Origin of the sequence: Chlorogloeopsis sp. ULAP02, assembly GCF_038404745.2 — a bacterium.
Lineage (GTDB): Bacteria > Cyanobacteriota > Cyanobacteriia > Cyanobacteriales > Nostocaceae > Chlorogloeopsis.
Genome location: NZ_JAYKTT020000088.1, coordinates 233,968 through 254,056, shown reverse-complemented (window position 1 = coordinate 254,056; position 20,089 = coordinate 233,968). Strand labels below are relative to the sequence as shown.

General features: G+C 40.5%; 18 protein-coding genes. 5 read left to right on the top strand and 13 right to left on the bottom strand.

Features of this window, described 5'->3' with window-relative positions; all coding sequences use genetic code 11:
• Positions 1-274: 274 nt before the first annotated feature.
• Positions 275-1,849, bottom strand: coding sequence for a choline dehydrogenase (locus tag U2718_RS33075; protein ID WP_341994199.1), 1,575 nt, complete (start codon positions 1,847-1,849; stop codon positions 275-277).
• Positions 1,850-2,184: 335 nt separating this feature from the next.
• Between U2718_RS33075 and U2718_RS33070 the strand changes: the two genes are divergently transcribed.
• Positions 2,185-2,640 (top strand): orange carotenoid protein N-terminal domain-containing protein, encoded by a 456-nt coding sequence (locus U2718_RS33070; protein WP_341994200.1) that lies wholly within the window; start codon positions 2,185-2,187, stop codon positions 2,638-2,640.
• A gap of 172 nt (positions 2,641-2,812) precedes the next feature.
• Here U2718_RS33070 and U2718_RS33065 read toward each other — a convergent pair whose 3' ends face one another.
• From U2718_RS33065 to U2718_RS33030, 8 genes are all read right to left on the bottom strand, one after another.
• Positions 2,813-3,364 (bottom strand): GNAT family protein, encoded by a 552-nt coding sequence (locus tag U2718_RS33065; protein WP_341994201.1) that lies wholly within the window; start codon positions 3,362-3,364, stop codon positions 2,813-2,815.
• A gap of 232 nt (positions 3,365-3,596) precedes the next feature.
• Positions 3,597-5,771 carry a DEAD/DEAH box helicase gene (locus tag U2718_RS33060; RefSeq protein ID WP_341994202.1) on the bottom strand — a complete coding sequence of 725 codons (2,175 nt, stop codon included), beginning with the start codon at positions 5,769-5,771 and terminating at the stop codon, positions 3,597-3,599.
• Positions 5,772-6,183: 412 nt separating this feature from the next.
• Positions 6,184-6,564 carry a hypothetical protein gene (locus U2718_RS33055; protein WP_341994203.1) on the bottom strand — a complete coding sequence of 127 codons (381 nt, stop codon included), beginning with the start codon at positions 6,562-6,564 and terminating at the stop codon, positions 6,184-6,186.
• 27 nt (positions 6,565-6,591) lie between these two features.
• Positions 6,592-7,212 carry a hypothetical protein gene (locus tag U2718_RS33050; protein WP_341994204.1) on the bottom strand — a complete coding sequence of 207 codons (621 nt, stop codon included), beginning with the start codon at positions 7,210-7,212 and terminating at the stop codon, positions 6,592-6,594.
• Between the two features lie 671 nt (positions 7,213-7,883).
• A complete protein-coding gene (locus tag U2718_RS33045; protein ID WP_341994206.1) occupies positions 7,884-10,292 on the bottom strand; it encodes an AMIN domain-containing protein in 2,409 nt (802 codons plus the stop codon).
• Positions 10,293-10,630: 338 nt separating this feature from the next.
• Entirely contained in the window at positions 10,631-11,386 is a 756-nt protein-coding gene (locus U2718_RS33040; RefSeq protein WP_341994208.1) for a pilus assembly protein PilO, read from the bottom strand.
• On the bottom strand, positions 11,383-12,144 hold the full coding sequence (locus U2718_RS33035; protein WP_341994209.1) for a PilN domain-containing protein: 762 nt from the start codon (positions 12,142-12,144) through the stop codon (positions 11,383-11,385). Before U2718_RS33035 ends, U2718_RS33040 begins: the two co-directional genes overlap by 4 nt.
• Before the next feature lie 4 nt (positions 12,145-12,148).
• Positions 12,149-13,255, bottom strand: coding sequence for a type IV pilus biogenesis protein PilM (locus tag U2718_RS33030; RefSeq protein WP_341994210.1), 1,107 nt, complete (start codon positions 13,253-13,255; stop codon positions 12,149-12,151).
• A 172-nt stretch (positions 13,256-13,427) separates the two neighbouring features.
• Here U2718_RS33030 and U2718_RS33025 point away from each other — a divergent pair, with 172 nt between their 5' ends.
• The gene (locus U2718_RS33025) at positions 13,428-14,732 is read left to right on the top strand and encodes a sugar ABC transporter substrate-binding protein (protein WP_341994211.1); all 1,305 of its coding nucleotides are present in this window, start codon (positions 13,428-13,430) and stop codon (positions 14,730-14,732) included.
• 96 nt (positions 14,733-14,828) lie between these two features.
• Complete coding sequence (locus U2718_RS33020; RefSeq protein ID WP_341994212.1) at positions 14,829-15,269, top strand: GNAT family N-acetyltransferase; 441 nt, start codon at positions 14,829-14,831, stop codon at positions 15,267-15,269.
• 54 nt (positions 15,270-15,323) lie between these two features.
• Here the strand turns inward: U2718_RS33020 and U2718_RS33015 are convergent, their stop codons facing one another.
• The 3 genes from U2718_RS33015 to U2718_RS33005 form a co-directional block, all read right to left on the bottom strand.
• Entirely contained in the window at positions 15,324-16,598 is a 1,275-nt protein-coding gene (locus U2718_RS33015; protein ID WP_341994214.1) for a folylpolyglutamate synthase/dihydrofolate synthase family protein, read from the bottom strand.
• 142 nt (positions 16,599-16,740) lie between these two features.
• Positions 16,741-16,866 carry a photosystem II protein Y gene (locus tag U2718_RS33010; protein WP_016874084.1) on the bottom strand — a complete coding sequence of 42 codons (126 nt, stop codon included), beginning with the start codon at positions 16,864-16,866 and terminating at the stop codon, positions 16,741-16,743.
• A 276-nt stretch (positions 16,867-17,142) separates the two neighbouring features.
• Positions 17,143-17,673: a gamma carbonic anhydrase family protein gene (locus tag U2718_RS33005; RefSeq protein ID WP_341994215.1), complete on the bottom strand. Its 531-nt coding sequence runs from the start codon at positions 17,671-17,673 to the stop codon at positions 17,143-17,145.
• 205 nt (positions 17,674-17,878) lie between these two features.
• Between U2718_RS33005 and U2718_RS33000 the strand changes: the two genes are divergently transcribed.
• Positions 17,879-18,391, top strand: a complete 513-nt coding sequence (locus U2718_RS33000) for a TIGR02652 family protein (RefSeq protein ID WP_289789112.1) — start codon at positions 17,879-17,881, stop codon at positions 18,389-18,391.
• Positions 18,392-18,527: 136 nt separating this feature from the next.
• Positions 18,528-18,974 (top strand): VOC family protein, encoded by a 447-nt coding sequence (locus U2718_RS32995; RefSeq protein ID WP_341994216.1) that lies wholly within the window; start codon positions 18,528-18,530, stop codon positions 18,972-18,974.
• 1 nt (position 18,975) lies between these two features.
• On the opposite strand, the gene U2718_RS32990 is transcribed toward U2718_RS32995, so the two are convergent.
• Positions 18,976-20,013 (bottom strand): protein-L-isoaspartate O-methyltransferase family protein, encoded by a 1,038-nt coding sequence (locus U2718_RS32990; RefSeq protein ID WP_341994218.1) that lies wholly within the window; start codon positions 20,011-20,013, stop codon positions 18,976-18,978.
• Positions 20,014-20,089: the final 76 nt, after the last annotated feature.

The following is a 20,089-nucleotide window of genomic DNA, read 5'->3' as shown; positions in this document are numbered from 1 at the left end:
ACTGATGCACTGTTGCATAATCTACCTTTAAACACCGCTTAATCATCGAAAAGCTAGCTTACGTGTTGTATGCGATCGCTTTTTAGCACTATCTTTGCTCAAGTCAGTAACACCTATTTTGCTACTATCTAATCTTTCTTTTTCCTCTGCCTAGAGTGACAAAAGAAATATAAATTATATTGGTGATAAAAATACCATTAATATTTATCGACATCATGTTTATCTTTAACTGAACATATTGTTTACTTGGATATAATTTCAACATCCAATGTTCTTAAAAACATAAATAATTTTTAATTAGATCAGCAGCTTTTTCTGCAATCATAATTGTGGGAGCATTAGTATTACCACCCACAATAGAAGGCATAATTGATGCATCTACTACTCGTAAACCTTTGACTTTGTGGACTTGGAGTTGGGAATTAACCACCGACATAGCATCATAGCCCATCTTACAAGTACCAACTGGATGATACAAAGTTTCTGCCATCTCACGGATAAAAGCGTCAATTTCCTCATCATCTTGTATTTTAAAACCTGGAAATACTTCCTCACCCCGAAATTCATCAAAAGCTTTCATATATACTAATTTGCGAGCAATTTTTACACCTGTCACTAAAACTTCTAAATCAGCAGCTTTTTCTAGATAATTTGGTTGAAGAATAGGTGATTCAAAGGGATTATTAGAACGTAAAGTAATCCTACCTTTACTTTGAGGATATAAAAGAGTAGGAACAAAAGTAAATCCATGTCCTTCAGGTTTTGTGAAGCCATGATTTAAGAAATATGCAGGAACAAAATGGAATTGTAAGTTGTGAGTTTTCAACTCAGGTTTAGTTTTAATAAACCCACCTGCTTCTGCCACGTTAGTTGTGAGAGAGCCATTCTTAAAAAGTAAATATCTTAAAAGATTTTCTGTTTTCTCAGCATTTGCTAGAGATACATTTTTAATACATTTGTAGACAATGGGTACGCATAAATGGTCTTGTAAATTTTGTCCCACACCAGGTAAATCAGCTACTAATGGAATTCCTAAAGTTTTCAAGTCTTCCTTATTACCAATACCAGATAACATTAGCAGCTGCGGTGAGTTAATAGTACCACTAGATAAAATCACTTCTTTAGTAATTTTTATTTCATGATTTATATCATTATGAATATAATTTATACCGATAGCCTGTTGATGAGCAAAAATAATTTTGGTTACTTGAGCATTAGTTTTAACAGTTAAATTCGGTCGATGTAAAATTGGCTTTAAATAAGCCACTGCTGCACTGTGCCGTCTACCATCTTTCTGATTTACTTGATAAAATCCTACTCCTCCCCGTTCTATACCATTAAAGTCATGATTTAGCAAAAAACCAGCTTCTATTCCTGCTTTTACAAAAACACGTGAAAGTGGATTAATACAACGTAAATTAGTGACATTGAGAGGCCCACCAATACCATGATATTCATTTCTTAATATTTCCTGATTTTCAGATTTTTGGAAGTAAGGTAATACTTCTTTATAACTCCAACCTTCATTACCTAAATCGCACCAATTATTATAATCACGCCAGTCACCACGAATATAAATCATGGCATTGATTGAACTACTTCCACCTAACACTTTGCCACGAGGCCAATATAGCTGTCGATTATTCAAGTAAGATTGCTTTTCAGTATAATAAGCCCAATCATATTCGGTTTTAAATAGTTTGTAGAAGCCTGCTGGAATATGAATTTCTTGTTTATGATCTAGATTTCCTGCTTCCAGCAGTAACACTGTAGTTGTTGGTTCTTCTGTCAAACGATTGGCCAGAACACAACCTGCTGAACCTGCACCAACAATTACATAGTCATACATTGAAGATACCTCATTGGAATTTTTTTAGATAAAGTTTTTCAGGTTATTTATATAGTAATCTTGTTTAATTAATAAAAATTCAATACACAGATCCCCGACTTCTCAAAGAAGTCGGGGATCTTATTTCTCACAAATATTTTGAACTGCTATTTTTCGTTTATCTCAAAATCTATGCTTTGCATCTGTCAAAACTGTCAAAAACTGCCAAACCTATTTCTACCTACGGTGGGGTTAATCAATAATAGCTGATTTATAAGATTTTGTGAGTGAGGTGCAGTAAATAGACATCTGTAATTATCACTACGCAATTTTGGTAAAGCAATTGGAGACATTTTATGACATTTACAACTGATGAAAGAACGAAACAGGCTGTAGAGCAGTTTCGTGGCTTTGATGTTGATACTCAGTTAGCATTGCTGTGGTTTGGGTATTTAGATATTAAAGACAAACTAATACCAGCAAATCAAACTTCTGCACAAGATACTGCTGCTGCTTTGTACGATCAAATCCAAGCAAAGTCAAAGGAAGAACAGTTACAAGCGCAACGTGATATTGCTAGCCGTGCAGATACGGATATTAGCCGTGCCTATACTGCTTTGAGTTCTAGCGCCAAATTGGATGTATGGTTGCGTCTAGCACAAGGCATGGAAAACGATATTATTATTCCAATGCCCTCTGACTATAAATTGCCCGAAAATACAAAAGGCTTCGTAGACACCATCAAAAGTTTGGAATTTGAACAACGCGTTGATTTCACCCGCAGTGTTGTGATGGAAATGGGTGCTAAGTAAGTAGAGGATAGGGAATAGGGAACAGGTAATACTATTTCACAAAAACTCTGATACAAATACAAACTGTGTAGAGACGCGATATATTGCGTCTAGGCAAAATTCATGTGTATCGTAATTAACGTGAAACGGTATTACAGGGAAAAACTGTAACCTGTTCCCTGTATCCTGTTACCTACTGAAGTGCCTCCCATTCAGGGCGCAGAATGCCATACTGAATCAAATCAAAGCGCTTTCCCTCACGTTGGATAAAGCTGCGCTGAACTCCTTCTTGACGAAATCCCACTTTTTCATGAGCTTTCATTGAGCGGATATTATAGCTAATGGTTGTTGAGCCTACCCGATAAAGGTTTAACTCCCGAAAAGCATATCCCAGAATAATTTGCAGCGCATCTGTGCCATAGCCTTTACCCCAATATGCGCGATCGCCAATCGCAATACCTAGTGATGCAACCTGGTGCATCCACTGGATATCAAACAAACCAGCACTTCCAATCAAAGTATCATCTGCTAAAGTTCGCAAATGAAAATGGAACCCGTTTGGTGAAGTTGTAAGGTTGCTTTCAAACTCTCCCCAAGCCTCAGGAGTAATCGGGCGTGCCGGATCGTTATCCATGATTCGCAAGTACTCATCATTTTCAGACCAGCGGGCGAAATATGCGTTATCCTCAGATCTGGGTGCAGCAAGGCGAACCAACTTGCCTGCAAACAGTGGTTTAAATTCCATTGAAAAATCCCTTGTTGAGATGTCTTTAAGTTCGTAAATCAAAATCAAGATTGCTTCGCACCAGAAGCGTAGTGCGAACTTCAATCGGGCTGTACTTATTAACTAACGAGTATCAGCCGAGGATTACGTTTTTATTTAATGACAGGCAACAAAGGCGATACCTAAAAGATAGAGATTACATTTTGTAGTATAACTATCGGCTGTAATTTGTCAAGTTGCTTGTATATAATCTTCATTCCCAACTCTTTACTTGTTGTCTCAGCTCCTCCATCTCTAAATAATCGCTAGCAAAAGCTTTGTGCAAAAGTGGTTGAGGAATAAAGCGATCGTACTTTTGCATTTTTGGTGCTTCCGCATCAGTTAATAAATCTTCTGCTGTGATTCTTTGTTCACATAAAGAGATAATTTCTGGATATAAAGATTGAATTTTATCCTTACCTAATTTCAGAGTTAGAAAATACGGATTTACACAGTTAATACTTTTAATTTCTAAAGATTCTCGACAAAAAGAATTAAGCAATCTTTCCAGAGTGCGAAAAGCTTTCGTACCCATCCAGGGGAAAATACAGCATTTATCTTTGTCTAATTGCACAATATTTTTTTGAGCTAATCCAGAATTTTGGGCTAGTTCGCGAACTGACTGCAAACGTTTGCTCGCATTCTTTTGCAAGTAGGGATATTCTACATCTTCAATTAATATCTGTCGCATCCGCTGCAAAATCCGTGTATGAATAGAACCGCTACCGCCACGCCAAAAAATACTTGCTTGTCCTTCCACTGACTTAACTAATACAACCTTTTTTTTGAAGTCAATTTCTATAACTTCCCAAGTTTTACCTGCTAATGCAAACTGATTGCCTATAGGTGGTGGCATAACAATACTGCCAATTTCCGTTTTATCTTGTTTAACACTATATTCTTCGTTATCTGGAAACACGGCATAAAATTGAAATTTACCAACTACCTTTTCTCCTACCAAGCCCAAAATTAATTTGTCCTGTTCGGCTAGTTGAATATGATTAATGTCAATTAAATAGCGCAGTAATAATTTGAAGTCTTCCTTAGAAATATTATTAAAAGATGGTAAACTAAAAACTTTCTGAGCAAGGGCTGTTGGCGAAATTGCTCCAGTGACTGCTAAGATGCTCATTGTCTGATGATATAGCAAACTAAACGGATATTGAATTGGTTTAATTGGTTCTATCCATCGCTCTTCTATATAAAGTTGAATAACTGCAATACACTGTAAAAGTTGCCAAGGTATTTGTTCTGGTAGAGTTGCCTCTGGTGATAGCTTTTCTTCTGCACAAACAAAGCGCATATCCGCAGGTTCGCCTCGTCTTCCTGTGCGTCCCAAACGTTGTAAAAAACTGGCAACAGATAGCGGTGATTCTAACTGAATTACTCGTTCGAGATAACCAATATCTATACCTAATTCTAAAGTTAAAGTTGCTGCGGTAACAGCGGGCTGGCTGGGTTCGCGCATTGCATTTTCAGCTACTTGTCGCAAGCTGGCAGATATACTACCGTGATGCACGTAATAGTTATCTGTTTGTCCTTCTTCTGTGGCAATTTTCCGTAAAAATGCAATGACAGATTCGGTTTGTGATTTATTGTTAGCAAAAATTAGGCACTTACGAGATTTACTGAGGTTGTAAATATATTTTTCGTAGATACTTGCTTCTGAAATTTCATCACTTTGACTCAAATAAAAATGTTCTAAAGCCAGTCGAATTTGCCGCTTTCCTACTTCCATTTCTGGAGTAATAACTGACTTTTCGGTTCCGGAACGCAACCATTCTTCAGCCATTGAGTAGTCACCAAGAGTTGCTGATAAACCAATTCTCCGGGGTTGTTTTTGTGTCAAATTCTCTAAACGTTTTAATTGACAAAGAATTTGACAGCCTCTTTCTGTACCCATAAAAGCGTGAATTTCATCGATGATGACAAACCGTAAATCACCAAAGATACGAGTTATATCGTGATGTTTATTTATTAATAGGCTTTCTAAAGATTCTGGAGTTATTTGTAAAATACCTTGAGGATTTTTCAGAAGCTTATTTTTATGGCTTTGAGAAACATCACCATGCCAATGCCAAACAGGAATATTTGCTTCTCTAAGTAAGTCATTAAGTCGTTCAAATTGGTCATTAATTAAAGCTTTAATGGGGCCAATATACAATGCACCAATGCTGCTAGAAGGATTTTCGTGTAATAGAGTTAAAACTGGCAGAAAAGCGGCTTCTGTTTTTCCAGAAGCTGTACCTGCTGCAACTAATAAGTGAGCGTCAGTGTTAAAGATAACTTGACAAGCTGCAATTTGGATAGGTCGTAATTCAGTCCAATTGCGATCGTAAATATATTCTTGGATAAATGGTGCGAGTCTGGAAAAAGTAGTATTGCTCATAGTTAAACAGGAATATACCTGGCATTGCTAGCGATTTTAGCAAAGAGGTAGTGTATGAATCGCCACTATGATCCTGAATTTGGGAAAATAGCGATCGCATCTGTACGAAACTGTTTGTTACCTATTACTCTTTCACAAGTACAGAGAAATACTTACCCAAATTGGCATAACTAAAGAATTTAGTCGTGCTTCACATTTGAAATAGATACTTTTCTACAATCTGGGTTAGGAGACAAAAATACGAAATTTTTACTGACAAATCAAATATTTTCTATGTCACAAACCTTGATCTAGATTGATTTACGGAAAAACTGAGTAATTAGCTGAATTTACCCATTGGCTTTACTACAACGAAAAAAGGGTGGAATATCCACCCTAGAACGTTTTCAGTTGACATCAAACAGTCTGAAGATTAACGAACACCTGCTGTGGTTTCGTGCGCATTACTGTATGAATTCATAATGCTATGAATCGTTCCATAAACTTTAGTGTAATTACTTTCATGGTAGTTACCATATAAAGCAGAACCAGCAGTATGAACGGTAAAATCATCAAATGCTACTTCTTTGCCACCCCAAGTATATTTAACGTCTACATCACCATCTACATAAATCTTGTCAGCCCAAGATGCATAATATTCGTTGCGATTTGAATTGGTATGAGAATCAAGATGTAAGTTAGTTTTTGTTTCGGTGTGGCTCTTTGTCCACTCGTTACGAACAAAAGTTTCACCAGCCAAAGCAGGGGTAGCAAAAAAAGCAGCCAGAATTGCCAAGCCAAGAACTTTCTTCATGGGTGTATCCTTTTTGTGAAATGAGAATTAGTTATCTTTTTCAGCCTCAAATGTTGGTAATGGCTGAGGCTGGAACCTCGTAGACTGTTTATTAGGTTCATTTGTATTATTTCTGGTTATAGTCACCCCTTTACAGACTCCATATATAGTTGGGAAACTTTCGGGGGTTAATTGGATGCCAGCACCGATGAGTTCAGCACAAGCACGAGCATTGATAATCTCTAAATCATATTGAGTCTTACGAGCAATCGTTTCTGCCATGCTTTTGCAGGTACTCTCTAGTCTTCCACCTAGAGGAATTACAAAAGCAGCGTTTAAACCATAAGAAGCATTTTCTGAGAAGCTAATTCCATCAAAGGAACTAAAGGAAGTTCCTAGAATTAAGGATGGGCGAGGGCAAACAACCTGGATTCCGGCGACGCCTTGAATTTTGTATGTCGCTGATTCACCAACGTTATAAACTCCGGTTTGATGAATGGCGGCGGAGTTGCGTTGCTGGTTATCAAGTGTTTGTTCTTGATTGGGTTGAGATTGAGAATTGACAGAGTTAGTGACAGTTTGCGCTTGGGCTTCTGCATTGATGCCGACTACTACGAGCAGACATAGTAATGAATGGTGGGTGAATCTTGTAAAAGCTTTTTTAAGCATTTGAGTTTTTTTAAATCAAGTCAGTCATTGTGATTTGTAGTGATTGAGTTGGATGATGGTTTTGTGTGCGTTGTTGAGTACAATTTGATGTTCCTAAAAACCACGCAAAAACACGAGGGGGGTTTTGGGGGATTAGGTGGGATCAATGCATGAAGTTATGTGTAGCGAAATCTACAGCGGATTGCAAGTAAATGGAGTACACTCCTTTCTAACCCTCCCCTTACCAAGGGGAGCCAGTGCGGTGGTGAGCCAGCGCTGCGGGAGGGTTTCCCTCCACAGGCGACTGGCGAAAGGGTTCCCCGGCATAAAGGAGCCAGCGCGTTGCGGAGAGAAGCGCCGTGCGGGGGTTCCCCCCGTTGAGGCGACTTCGGAGGGTTCCCCCCGTTGAAGCGACTGGCGTCAACTGGCGTCAACTGGCGTGAGGGTAGCCGATAGGGTGGGTGGGGTAATGTACTTCATCTAGATCAAATGCGCTGTATCTGTATACCGATAATTAGTAGTGCAAAATAGATTATCTAGTCAGGTAAGGGAACAGGGAAAGAATATAGCGATTTTAGTTATGTTGAAAAATGGCTAAATATTTATTTTTTACAACCAAAACATTAAAGGACAGGTGGCATTCCTGTCCCGATAGTGACACATAATAATAAAAATTTGAACGCAGTGTTACCTCATCGTCTAGGAACCTGTAACCCTCTACGCTCCAGCATTTGCCTTACATCTGGACTGGGACTGTAGTTATAGCCATAGGAGGAGCGCTCTGAATCATCCATCACCTGAGGTGTGAGCAAAACAATAACTTCTTGGCGCTGGTTAACTTTATTGGTTCTTCTAAACAACGAACCAAGCAGAGGAATATCACCCAAGATAGGAACCTTGGAGACACTTGTTCGGTCTGATTCCTGGATAATACCGCTAAGAATTAGCGTTTGACCGTCACGCAGGCGAATTAGTCCTGACCTAAGACTTCTTTGAGATAAGAGAGTAATATTACCATCTTCTGGAGTTGCTACAGTACCATTAGGTGCAGAGATAGTAGGTGCTACAGACAAAGAGACAAAACCATTATCATCAACTTTGTCTACTTTAACAGCAAGGGTTAAACCAGCATCTTTAATAATTGGATTTCTTAGAAGACTTCCATTTTTTTCTACTCTTTCGATACCTCCATATACTTGTGCCGTTAAATTAACTTGAGCTTCTTCCCCTTCTTGCACTGTCAAAGTTGGATCTGTCAAAATTTTGGCATTACCACTAGTGACTTGAGCTTGCAAACTCGCAAGGAAGCGTTTGGGGAACTGGAATAGTGTTGGCAAACCGAATGTAGATGTTGCACGAGCGCCTTCTGCAAAAGAGGTGGTTTGTCGTCCAGTTACAGGATCGGTAGTAATAGTTACAACATCTGGTGTTCCCGGTGTAAAATCTGTCAGACCGGGAGTAGTTGGATTGGTGCTTGTAGGAGAAATAGGATTGAGGAAGGTTGCATCGCCTGGAATATTCTGTACGACTTGACCATCTCGTATAACTCTCACACCTGAACCTCCATTTGGCACAGTAAATGTACCATTGGGGTCTAAGAAAGGCTCTCCTGTGATTGGGTTTTTGATCACTGGTGTACTAGTCACACTGCTTGCTGCCTCAGAAGCAGTGGGTGGTCTAGAACCGCCAAAGTTGAGAGCTGCGGCACCACCATCATTAACAAAGTAATTCTTGCCAACTCCAAAGGCAAAACTAGTGTTGAAATCTTTGGTATTCAAGAGGTTGACATCAATAATCTTGACGTTAATTGCCACTTGCCGACGGCGGATATCAAGCTGAGTTAGTTGAGCGATCGCAATATCAATTAACCTAGCAGGCCCCACTAAGGTAAGGGAATTGGTACGTTGGTCTCCTGATGCCTGTAGACCTCGTAGTAAAGGTGTTACGTCTTTAAAGTCAGTACGCAAAGTTTCTACTTTGAGTTCTGTAGTTGTTTGGGTTTGGGTAACTGCACTATTTGCTGCACCACCTACAGGCACAGCATTGACACTGGTAACTAATCGTTCCCGTGTAATAGCACTTTCTGCTCCCAAGGACACCAGAAAGCTCAAAGCAGTGTCAACCTTAATTTGATTAAGACGTAGATTCCGCATGACTAAATCGCGGGTGGCATTTGGTAGTTTCGCTCCCACAAAAACTGTGCGTCCATTGCGGTTAGCTTCCAAACCACTCAAGCGCAAGACATAGTTAAACACATCTTGCACTGGCTCATTTTCTATATCTATGGATATTGTCGGCCCATCAGCTGCTGCACTAGCTGCTCCTTGCTGTCCTCCTGTAGATGGTGCTGATGTTGTATAAGCCAAGTTCAAACCAGCAGCACGGGCAAGCAATGACAAAACCTCCCGTACAGGAGCATCTCGCAATACAAGCCGAGGTACGCGTTCTTGTGTTCCCAAATCAACAACACTTGGCGAAGCGTCCATATTTGAGATGGCAATATCTCCAACTGGTGGAGCTACAGCTCTTGGCAAAAAAGGCGGAGCTGGGACGGGTGGTTGTCCGGGTTGGGCTGGTTGAGCAGTTGTACCATCAATACTGACTTGCGGATTAGGAACAATGGGAGTAGGGGAAGCCTGTACTGGAGCTGGGTTAGCAGCAGGTATTTGGGGAGATGTTGAGGCAGTAGTTCCTTCTGATGGTGTAAAGCCCAGAGTAACTCCATTAGTTCCTCGCTTTACAGGTTGACTACTAGGCGTGCCGTTACTTCCAGTTATTATCAGTCTGATACTATTAGTATCTAGCTGGTTAATTTCAACTGACGTAATTCCTGGAGCAGGATTTTCTTGGCGAAAGTTATTACTTTTTGGTAAACGCAGTTGAGAATTAATAATATCTGCGACTAGAGAATTGCCTCTTTTTGTAGTGAAAACTTGGGGACGAGAACTGGAAGAAGTTGTTAAAACAACATTGATTCCACCATTAACTGGTTTTAATTGTACATTTGTAACTTGAGCAAGTTGTGCCTTGACTGGTTGAGCTGCTAAAAAAACTATTGCAGTCGCACCTAATATTAATCCGTTACCGTGAAGCTGTTTCACAGTTCATTCCTCACAAAACACCAAATTTTTAGACAATTTTCCAAATATTTGTACTATCTAGTCTGGAAATAATTTTCCGACTGAGAAGCTGATTCCTGTGAAAACAGGTTTGAATCATTACCGAATTACTTATTCAGTGAAAACAGGATCTATTTCCTAATTATTTGTACGTAAGTCAGAGCGCAGTTGATTACTTGTATATTTCCCTGAAAGTCTATGTAATTAACACTTTGAGAGCAAACTCCTTGTCTTTTCTTCTCCTTTCCATCTGCCATCTGACTTGTTTATTTCCAAGTCTTCCCGTCTGCCGTCTGTCTTCTGCCTTCTTTTGCTTTCCATTACTTTTTAGGAGCTGCTTGAGCAGCGGCAACTTCCTCTGGATTAAGTGGCATTAATGCTTGCAATTGGAAAGATGTAGAAATCGCTGCTGGGCCAATTCTACGTAATGCTTTATCTCTTTCAGGAGCAGCTTCTGGAGCCAGGCTAGATTGATAGTCCTTCACTACGAGCAAAGGCTGTAAACGCTCTATGTTGCGGAGAATTGATTGTGTTTGTTCATAGGTGCCAACGATATCGATACTAATACTACTACGCTTCAATTTGCCGTTAACTCCTGGCCCTAGAGAATTATCTGTGATTGGTTCAGGTTTATTAGCGGCTGGGGTAAATCTCCTTAGTTTGGCTCTGACAGCATTGAAAGCAAGTTTCCCGTTCCCAGCCTCAATCAAACGATTCAAATCGATCAGTAATGTATCCAATGTTTTCTCGTCAGCAAACAATGCTAATACTTGGATCTGCTGCTGTTTTGCCTCGATTTGCTCCTGTTTTACCTTGTCCATCTGTTTGATAGTAGATTTCTTTTGCTCTACTTGTCCTTGCAGATCGTTTTGCTTTGCTTGCTGCTGTTGAAAGGATTCCCAAGCTGGCATCACTAAATTCAACACCATAAAAAGTGCTCCAGCAATTCCTAAAACTCCCACTACAATGCCAATTATTTTGGGTGTAAAGGTAATGCCAAAAACAACGGGGAAACCTGATGTCCCTTCGTTGAACTCTCCAGCGTCAATAAAATTTAAATCTTCACTCAGCGTCATTTTTGAATGACTCCTGTTTTTTGCAGATTGCGAATGCGCGTTACTAACCCTACTGTGCCTTTTTGCTCCAATTCCCGCATTAGCTCAGAGGCTGGAATATCACTCATTGCAGATTGAATAGTGTATTTAACCATTGATGTTGTTTTGTTAGATATACTCCTTCCCTCAGAATTTGTTATTGGTGTTTCTACTAATTCAGCAGAAACAATTTTTGCTTCACTCGGTTTAAAGAAAGGAGATTGTTGTAAAACAAGCAAGAAATCGTTGACATCATTGAAGGAGCGAGCCACTCCATTAATTTCTATTCCTCCAGCAGGGTTGGGTGGTGGCTGTCCCTGTTGGGTGGCAACGGGTGCCATTTGTCTAACATTCTGTATTTGTACGGTTGCTGGAATGCGATCGCGTAATTCTTGCAACATCGCTGACCAAGGACGAATCTGATCGAATACAGAAACCAAAGATTGTGTTTGTTCCTTAATTGTGTTGGTTTCTTCCTTAATTTTGTTAATACTTCCTATCTGTACCTCTAAATTTTTATTCTCCTGTTCTAACTGTGCTATTTGCTGCTCTAACTCAGCATTTTTCGCTTGCAAGAACCACCAACCAACTCCCACCAACAGCGGAAAAATCAAGCCAAATCCAACTCCTATATACACAGGAGTAAAATTTCCAGCAGGAAGCGCTGGTTTTACCTTTTTTTCATTCTTTACCTTGAAACTTGAGCGATCTTTGAGAAAGTTAATTTCTAAACTGTACATTTTGCTACACCTCCCGCATTCCCAGTCCAAGGACTATTCCTAATCCAGGGCGTTGCACTGGCGGATATTTCTCTTCATCTATTTGCAATGACAAAGCACCGACGGGATCTATTTGAGAAGTTGGTAAGCTCAACCGTTGCGTAAAAAATTCATCCAACTGTGCTAAACCGCCTCCCGCCCCTGCCAAAAAAATCTGCGCTACTTCCAAGTTTTCGCTTTGATTGAGATAAAAATCAATGGAACGACGCAGCTCGTCTGTAAGTTCTCCTAATACCCGCATCATCGCTGCTAATCCAGGATTTGCCTCAGTAACACCAGTTTTACCTGCATCTTGTGGAGTTAAAGGAATGGTAATTCCTCGCAACAACTCCATATCTCGTGATGCAGGCACACTCATTGCCTTTGCTAGCGCCATTTGCATCTGATAAGTTCCAAGTGGCACTGTCCGCGAAAATTGCGGTACTCCATTAACGACAATGGCAATTTCTGTGCTGTCAAATTCAATATCGACAAGCACTGCTGCTTCTTGCGGCCCAAATTGCCGCAGTTGATCGCGAATTGTCCTAATCAGCGCAAAGCTGTTAATCTCTAATACATCGATTTGCAATCCTGCCTGTTCAAATGTTCTTATATAGGTATCAGTGATTTCTTTGCGAGTAGCAACAAGAAGTACCTGTACCTTTTCAATGCCATCCTCATCTACAAAGTACCCAAGTTTCTGATAATCTACATCAGCTTCTTCACGGGGATAAGGCAAATACAAACCTGCCTCATGATTTAACACCATCTCCCGTAGTTCTTTATCATCTAATTCTGCTGGAACGGGTATGAGACGCACAACTGAATCTCGTCCTGTCACAGCAGTTGCCACTCTAGAAGCGTTGATTTTACTTTCTGAGAGTGCCTGCTGAATGATTTGTGCCATTGCTGGAGGATCGGCAATTTGACCATCAATAAAAACACCTTCTGGAACTGACACAGATGTTAAAGCGTCTAGTTTCAGACCTTGGCGTTGCTTGCGTAAACGGGCTACATTCACGCATTGTGGTGCAAGTTCGATGCCAACTCCTTTATTAGATTTACCAAACAGACTCGTGAAGCTTTTAACCACAGTTTTGCCCGCATGAATGCTAAATTGAAAAATTTAAATGTTAAGCTATTTTGTCCTTAGTCATTTGTCCTTGGTCATTGGTGAATAATCAATGACTAATGACCTTATAATCTCGAAAATTCTGCATCCATCATCTTTTCTCCTTGGTTGAATTCAAGTACTACAAAACAAAATGATTCAAAGTCGAAAATTCAAACAATTAACTATTTGGGCACTACTTGGTTTATTGACAACTTGGATTATCAGTTGCAGTACAGGTAACGTCAGCACAAGCACAAAACAGGCATCTTCAGGAGCGGCAAAAGTTGAGTTTTGGACTATGCAACTCAAACCTCAATTTACCGACTACTTCCAAAGCCTGATTGCAAATTTTGAATCACAAAACTCAGGTATAAAGATTAACTGGGTAGATATACCTTGGGCAGAAATGCAAAACAAAATTTTAACAGCTGTATCTGCAAAAACGCCACCTGATGTTGTTAACCTAAATCCAGATTTTGCATCGCAATTAGCAGGTCGAAATGCTTGGTTAGATTTGGATACAAAAGTTCCAAATAACGTTCGTTCCTCCTATCTGCCCAATATATGGAAAGCTAGTACGCTTAATGGTAAGAGTTTTGGGATACCCTGGTATCTCACCACACGGCTAACTATTTATAACACTGATTTATTAAAACAGGCAGGTATAAATAAAGTACCCGGTACTTACACTGAATTAGCACAAGCAGCTCAACAAATTAAAGATAAAACTGGTAAGTATGCCTTTTTTGTTACTTTTGTTCCGCAAGATTCCGGAGAAGTTTTAGAATCTTTTGTGCAGATGGGAGTAAACTTAGTAGATGCCGAAGGTAAAGCTGCTTTTAACTCTCCTCAAGGCAAAGCAGCATTTCAGTATTGGGTAGATCTTTATAAAAAAGGACTGCTTCCTAAAGAAGTTTTAACTCAGGGACACCGCCATGCTATTGAACTTTATCAAGCTGGAGAAACAGCATTATTAGCTTCAGGGGCAGAGTTTTTAAAACAGATTAGCAAAAATGCACCAGCGATCGCTAAATATTCTGACATTGCCCCTCAAATTACTGGCGATACTGGCAAAAAAAATGTAGCTGTCATGAACGTAGTTATTCCTCGCGATACTAAACAACCTGATGCTGCTGTTAAATTTGCCTTGTTTGTTACTAATGATGAAAACCAGCTAGCTTTTGCGAAACAAGCAAATGTTCTACCATCTACAATCAAGGCATTATCTGATAGTTACTTTAAAAATGTACCAGCAAATGCCCCAACTATAGATAAAGCACGTGCAATTAGCGCTAGTCAACTACAACAGGCAGAAGTTTTAACTCCTAAATTGAAGAATTTCAATCTTCTACAAAAGGCAATTTATGAGAATTTGCAAGCAGCTATGTTGGATGAGAAGACAGTTGATAAAGCTTTAGAAGATGCTGCACAGGAGTGGAATAGCACAAGGAGTTAGTTAATTTTTTTACGGGAGTAGCAATTAGTGAAGATTCAAAATTCACCCATTCCTTACTCCCAATCGAAAATAGAAAGCAAGGATTGAAGATGACTGATGCAATTTTGGTTACGCCCTTCAACAGAAGATGACTTTGAGTTCGTTTTTCAGTTGAACAAAATTAATATGCGTCACTATGTTGAGCAGCTCCGTGGTTGGGATGATGTCGCAGAGCGCTGTGATATGCAGCAGAAATTCTACCCAGGTTGTGATCAAATTATTGTAATTGACAGCAATGATGCTGGGATTTTTGGAGTTGACCGCAAGAGCAATATGATTGAATTGCGCCATATTGAAATATTGCCTAAATATCAGAGGTTAGGAGTAGGTACTGCTTTAATTAACAATCTCTTAAATGACGCACGGCAGGCAAAGCTTCCAGTCTTATTGTGTGTTCTTAAGATGAATCCAGTTTTACATCTGTATGAAAGTCTTGGGTTTAGGATTACTGGGGAGACGAATCTCAAATACCAGATGATAGCAATGATTGACAGTTGATTGATCAAAGTAACCAGATGCAAAACTTTGTGTCTCTAATTTGAAATTCTCTCTTTATTTTTTCTCGACCATTGCCCTTGTACTTTCTAAAAAATGCCCAATTAAATATAGCGAACCGCATAAAACGACTAAATTATCTGTTGAAGCAAAAGCAGCCTCTAGCCCTGATAATAAATCTGGATAAACAACACACAAGTTTAATTCAGGGCAAATTTGTTGAGCTAGCACAGCTAATTCTTCAGGATTAGCTGAACTACGATCTGGTACAGGTACTAAATACAATTGGTCATGAGGTTGCAATAAAGCTTTGAAAATATCCGTGTGGTCTTTTGTTGAGAGCATTCCCATCACCCAAGTGACTACGGGAGTATTGAGGGTATTTACATAATCCCGTAAAACTTGTGCTGCGGCTGGGTTATGAGCGCCATCAAGTAATAATTTATGGTTTTTCCAACTAGTCCACTGCATCCGCCCCGGCCACTTGGTTTTTGCCATGCCGTTGACAATAGCTTTTTCCGAAATCTGCCAACCCCTTTGTTGCAAAATTTCCAAAGCTGCCAAAGCTAAAGCTGAATTAGTCAATTGAATTTGTCCTTGTAGCGGTAAGGGATATTTAATTGTGCTGTTTGGATTTATAATTGATTTATATTCTGCCCATCCCGTGGCAATTTGACGACCGCTTTGAGGCATAAAGCTAGGGCAGTGCAATTCTAAAATACGCGATCGCACAACTTTGTCTGCATCTAGTGGCAAGTTTCCAACTACAGCAGGGCATCCTAGTTTGAGAATGCCAGCTTTTTCTCTAGCAATATCGGCAACAGTGGGGCCAAGGTTCTGCCAATGTTCGCGGCTAATGGATGTAATGACAGTGACAAGAGGTTTGTCACAAACGTTGGTAGCATCCAAACGTCCTCCCAGTCCAACTTCTATTACTGCTATATCAACTTTTTGTTGAGCAAAATATAACCAGGCTGCTGCCGTAATCACTTCAAACTGAGTTGGTGGCTCACCGTCTGCTGGAATGGCAGCTTGAACTTGTAGCAATAAATTACAAAATTCCTCTGAGGAAATATGCTGTTCGTTGAGGCAAATACGTTCTGTCCAATCGACTAAATGGGGAGAAGTATAGCGTCCGGTAAGATAACCTGCCTCTGTCAGCACTGAAGAAAGATAAGCACAAACAGAACCTTTTCCATTAGTGCCAGCAACGTGAATGACAGGAACTTGGTGATGGGGGTTACCAAGCTTCGCCAATAATTTTTGGATGCGTTCTAGTCCAAGATTGACGCCAAAGCGTTGAAAGGGTTTGAGTAAGGAGTCGATATCCACAAGTGGTTAATGGTTAATAGCTAATCGCTAATGGTAATGGACAATTAACCATTAGAAATTAACAATTAGCAATCAAGAATAAAACCGACTGCCTCTCATCTAGAGAAACAGTCAGTTTCTGACTAACGATGCGGAGTATAGTTTAGGCTTCTCTGTTTAAAAAGTTTTGCAATTGATTTAAAGCAGCAGCACCAATATTGAAAACTGCCCAACCAGCAGCGATCGCGATCGGCGCTAACACAATAAGCAAACGCATATCTAAGTCCATATTTAGAACCCCTCTGTTAAATAGAGCTTAAAGTTTTATCAACTGTTCTCATTTTTTATTTTTAGCCCAAGTGGGCAACTTTTCTCAATAGATTATGTAAAGAATGTTTACAAAGTTGGTCAATGGTCATTGGTTCGTTGGTAGGGGCGGGTTTTGCCAATCATCTTGACGTTCAAACAGATAATTTATCTTCTAAACCCGCCCGTACAGTGGTTAGTTGTTCTCTCCTCATCTCCCCTGCTTCCCTGCACCTGAAGCCCCTTGTCCCCTCCTTCCTCAATGGGGAGCGCCAAAACCCATATCAGTTCCTTTGCCAGCATGAAAGAGCGCTAACTTTTTGTAACGCTCGGCGTGTTCAATCAGTTCTGCGGCTTCAACATCTGTGACTTGGCGTACTACTTTTCCAGGGACACCAACCACCAAAGATTTAGGCGGAACATCTTTATTTACCACCGCGCCAGCACCAATAATGCTACCAGCACCCACCCGTACTCCATTTAAAATTACTGCGCCAATCCCAATTAAACTACCGCTTTCAATGTAAGCGGAATGAACGACAGCACGATGCCCGACTGTAACATGATCTTCCAATATTGTCGGTTGACCGGGATCGCCGTGTAGAATGGCTCCATCTTGGATATTTGTACATTCACCAATTTCAATGCGTTCTACATCTGCCCTAATTACTGCTCCATACCAAATGCTTGCCCCTGTTGCTATGCACACCGATCCTATGACCACAGCGTTGTTGGCGACGAAGGAAGCTTGAGAAATGTCCACAGAAGACCAGTAGGAAGCGTTTGACACGATAGAATATGAATTATGAATATGGTACTCAGGAACACTGGAGAAATCCAACCTTGAAAACTGGTTGCAAAACCAGGATATCACGGCGTCAAGACCGTTCACTGAGGCAGCAGTAAGTAGGTACCCTAATCATGTGGCGCAGAAGTGTAAAAAAAACTAACGTCACTACTAGTGAAGACAACAACATTGTTCTTGTACGCACTTCATGATGAATCCAGGCTTGCAGTACCCAATATTTGGCCCCGAAATTCAGTGTCCCCACTGCCGCCAGACAATTCCGGCACTGACACTAACAGATACTTATTTATGTCCTCGTCATGGGGCGTTTGAAGCTAATCCCAAAACTGGAGAGTTGATTCATCTACAGTCTGGGCGTCATTGGCGCAGGTGGAATGGGGAATGGTATCGGCAACATACTCATCCCGATGGTATTCGATTTGAAATACACGAAGCTCTAGACAAGTTATATACACAAGGTTATCGAGCAACACGGGTGATTATTGCTCGCCGCTATCAGGAATTGATGAGTGGTTACCTAGAGCGTAGTACTCCTTGGCGAGGGGGGCAACAGGAAGGAACTTCCGCCCGCCTATATGGTTTGCCAGTGGAGTTTAGCCCCGATCCCGCTGAAGAACCTTGTTGGGAAGTTATTAATTTTGATTTAGACAAAGAACCTGGTGTACCAGTACGCTACCCTTATTTCAGATTGTTTGAATGAACTAGGGGCTAGGGACTAGGGATTAAAAATTAAGTAATGAGAATATGTAAAAAAGAAATTTTTAATTTTTAATCGCTAGCCTATTGTTTCTATCTCTTAACTAGCCCCTAACCCCTAGCCTCTAACCCCTTCTCTTATGCATCATGCTTCAATTCGCACTGCTAATATTCATCGAGCGATCGCCTTCTACGAGCAATTGGGGTTCACAGTTTGCGATCGCTTCACTACAGGCTACACCCTCGCTTGTTGGATGGAAGGGCTAGGTGGCAGAATTGAACTGATCCAAATACCTGAACCAAAACCAGCGCCAGACACATTTGCTGACGAACATTATGTAGGTTACTACCATTTGTCTTTTGATCTCACTGCGATCGCGATTGATTTACCTAGTTGGTTAACAAGTTTACAAGAGCGCTTTGCTTTGGCTGCACAAAATCAACCAGAGCAATTGCAACCGCTCAAGGTACTTTTAGAACCGACGCAGCAACAAATAGGCGATCGCATTTACGAAGTCACTTTTATTGCCGATGCCGATGGCTTACCGCTGGAATTTATTCGGGTATTAACAAAACTTAATTTATAATTCATTCAAACAAGGGTAATTTTGCCTGTACTGTCCAACGAGAAGGCATTTTATTAAGAATTACACGAAGTTGTTCAAAACCAGGTTTTCCAAATGCACGCCAGTTAGCAATACAGTTAGCTAGAGTTATTGCAGCAGCATCTGTCCCCGCTTTAACATAGGCGTTATCCAACTCAGACAGCAGCGCTAAACTATCAGGCTGGCTGATACCGATCGCACTACCAAACCCAAGGGTTGGTGTTGAAGCTGTTGTCAGCCCATGTGGATTAGTAGCCAACAGATAAGCTCGCAGCCCCATCACATCCTCGTTGTCTTGAAGAGGGCTATCTTGACGGCAAGCAGTTTGTAATAAGTACAGAAATTTTGGCTTGTGTTGGGCTGCCTTTTCACTTCGCAGCCACTGTGAACTCACCCAAGCTACAGGTTGATAATTTTCTAATACAGCTAAATCCGCTTCTTCAGCATAGCCGTGCCATTGATAGCGGGGTTGATTACTTAAGGGAACAAAACCTCCAGGAATCAATTTTTCTCCTTTCGGAATGCGATCGCAGTTAATCCAAACACGAGTTATGGCTGTAGTGTTTGCTAGTGGCAGAAGTCGAATAGGAGCGACAATTACACCATTTTTGCTTACTTGCTCCACCCAAGCGGGTGACAAAGTATCTCCTGTTGCCCAAACAATTAAGCGATCAAAAGGTGCAGCAGGTAAATAACCTTCTCTACCATCTTTTGCTACTACCTTTACCATGTCAAAACCTTGTGAGGTTAATAATTTAGTAGCACGCTCAACTAAATCTGAGTCTATATCTAAAGAAACGACATAACCAGTTTTCCCTACCAAGTATGCCAGCATTGCTGTACTGTATCCAGAACCTGTCCCCACCTCCAAAACTCGCATCCCTGGTTGAACATCTAAAAGGCGCAGCATCGTCGCGATGATTTTTGGTGACGAGCTTTGCGGTACCAACATACCATTGGCTTGTCTGACAAAGGTTTCGTAAGAAATTGCAGACTCTGCCCAATCTACTGAATCACCCATGTTTTTAGCGATGATTTTGAGAAGTTCAAAACTATTAAAATTTAGTCCACTCTTGCAAAGAATTTCCCCTAGCCGT

Coding starts and splice junctions, on each gene's coding strand:
- U2718_RS33075 (WP_341994199.1), bottom strand. CDS start 1,849: ATGTATGACTATGTAATTGTTGGTGCAGGTTCAGCAGGTTGTGTTCTG.
- U2718_RS33070 (WP_341994200.1), top strand. CDS start 2,185: ATGACATTTACAACTGATGAAAGAACGAAACAGGCTGTAGAGCAGTTT.
- U2718_RS33065 (WP_341994201.1), bottom strand. CDS start 3,364: ATGGAATTTAAACCACTGTTTGCAGGCAAGTTGGTTCGCCTTGCTGCA.
- U2718_RS33060 (WP_341994202.1), bottom strand. CDS start 5,771: ATGAGCAATACTACTTTTTCCAGACTCGCACCATTTATCCAAGAATAT.
- U2718_RS33055 (WP_341994203.1), bottom strand. CDS start 6,564: ATGAAGAAAGTTCTTGGCTTGGCAATTCTGGCTGCTTTTTTTGCTACC.
- U2718_RS33050 (WP_341994204.1), bottom strand. CDS start 7,212: ATGCTTAAAAAAGCTTTTACAAGATTCACCCACCATTCATTACTATGT.
- U2718_RS33040 (WP_341994208.1), bottom strand. CDS start 11,386: ATGACGCTGAGTGAAGATTTAAATTTTATTGACGCTGGAGAGTTCAAC.
- U2718_RS33035 (WP_341994209.1), bottom strand. CDS start 12,144: ATGTACAGTTTAGAAATTAACTTTCTCAAAGATCGCTCAAGTTTCAAG.
- U2718_RS33025 (WP_341994211.1), top strand. CDS start 13,428: ATGATTCAAAGTCGAAAATTCAAACAATTAACTATTTGGGCACTACTT.
- U2718_RS33020 (WP_341994212.1), top strand. CDS start 14,829: ATGCAATTTTGGTTACGCCCTTCAACAGAAGATGACTTTGAGTTCGTT.
- U2718_RS33010 (WP_016874084.1), bottom strand. CDS start 16,866: ATGGACTTAGATATGCGTTTGCTTATTGTGTTAGCGCCGATCGCGATC.
- U2718_RS33000 (WP_289789112.1), top strand. CDS start 17,879: ATGATGAATCCAGGCTTGCAGTACCCAATATTTGGCCCCGAAATTCAG.
- U2718_RS32995 (WP_341994216.1), top strand. CDS start 18,528: ATGCATCATGCTTCAATTCGCACTGCTAATATTCATCGAGCGATCGCC.
- U2718_RS32990 (WP_341994218.1), bottom strand. CDS start 20,013: ATGGGTGATTCAGTAGATTGGGCAGAGTCTGCAATTTCTTACGAAACC.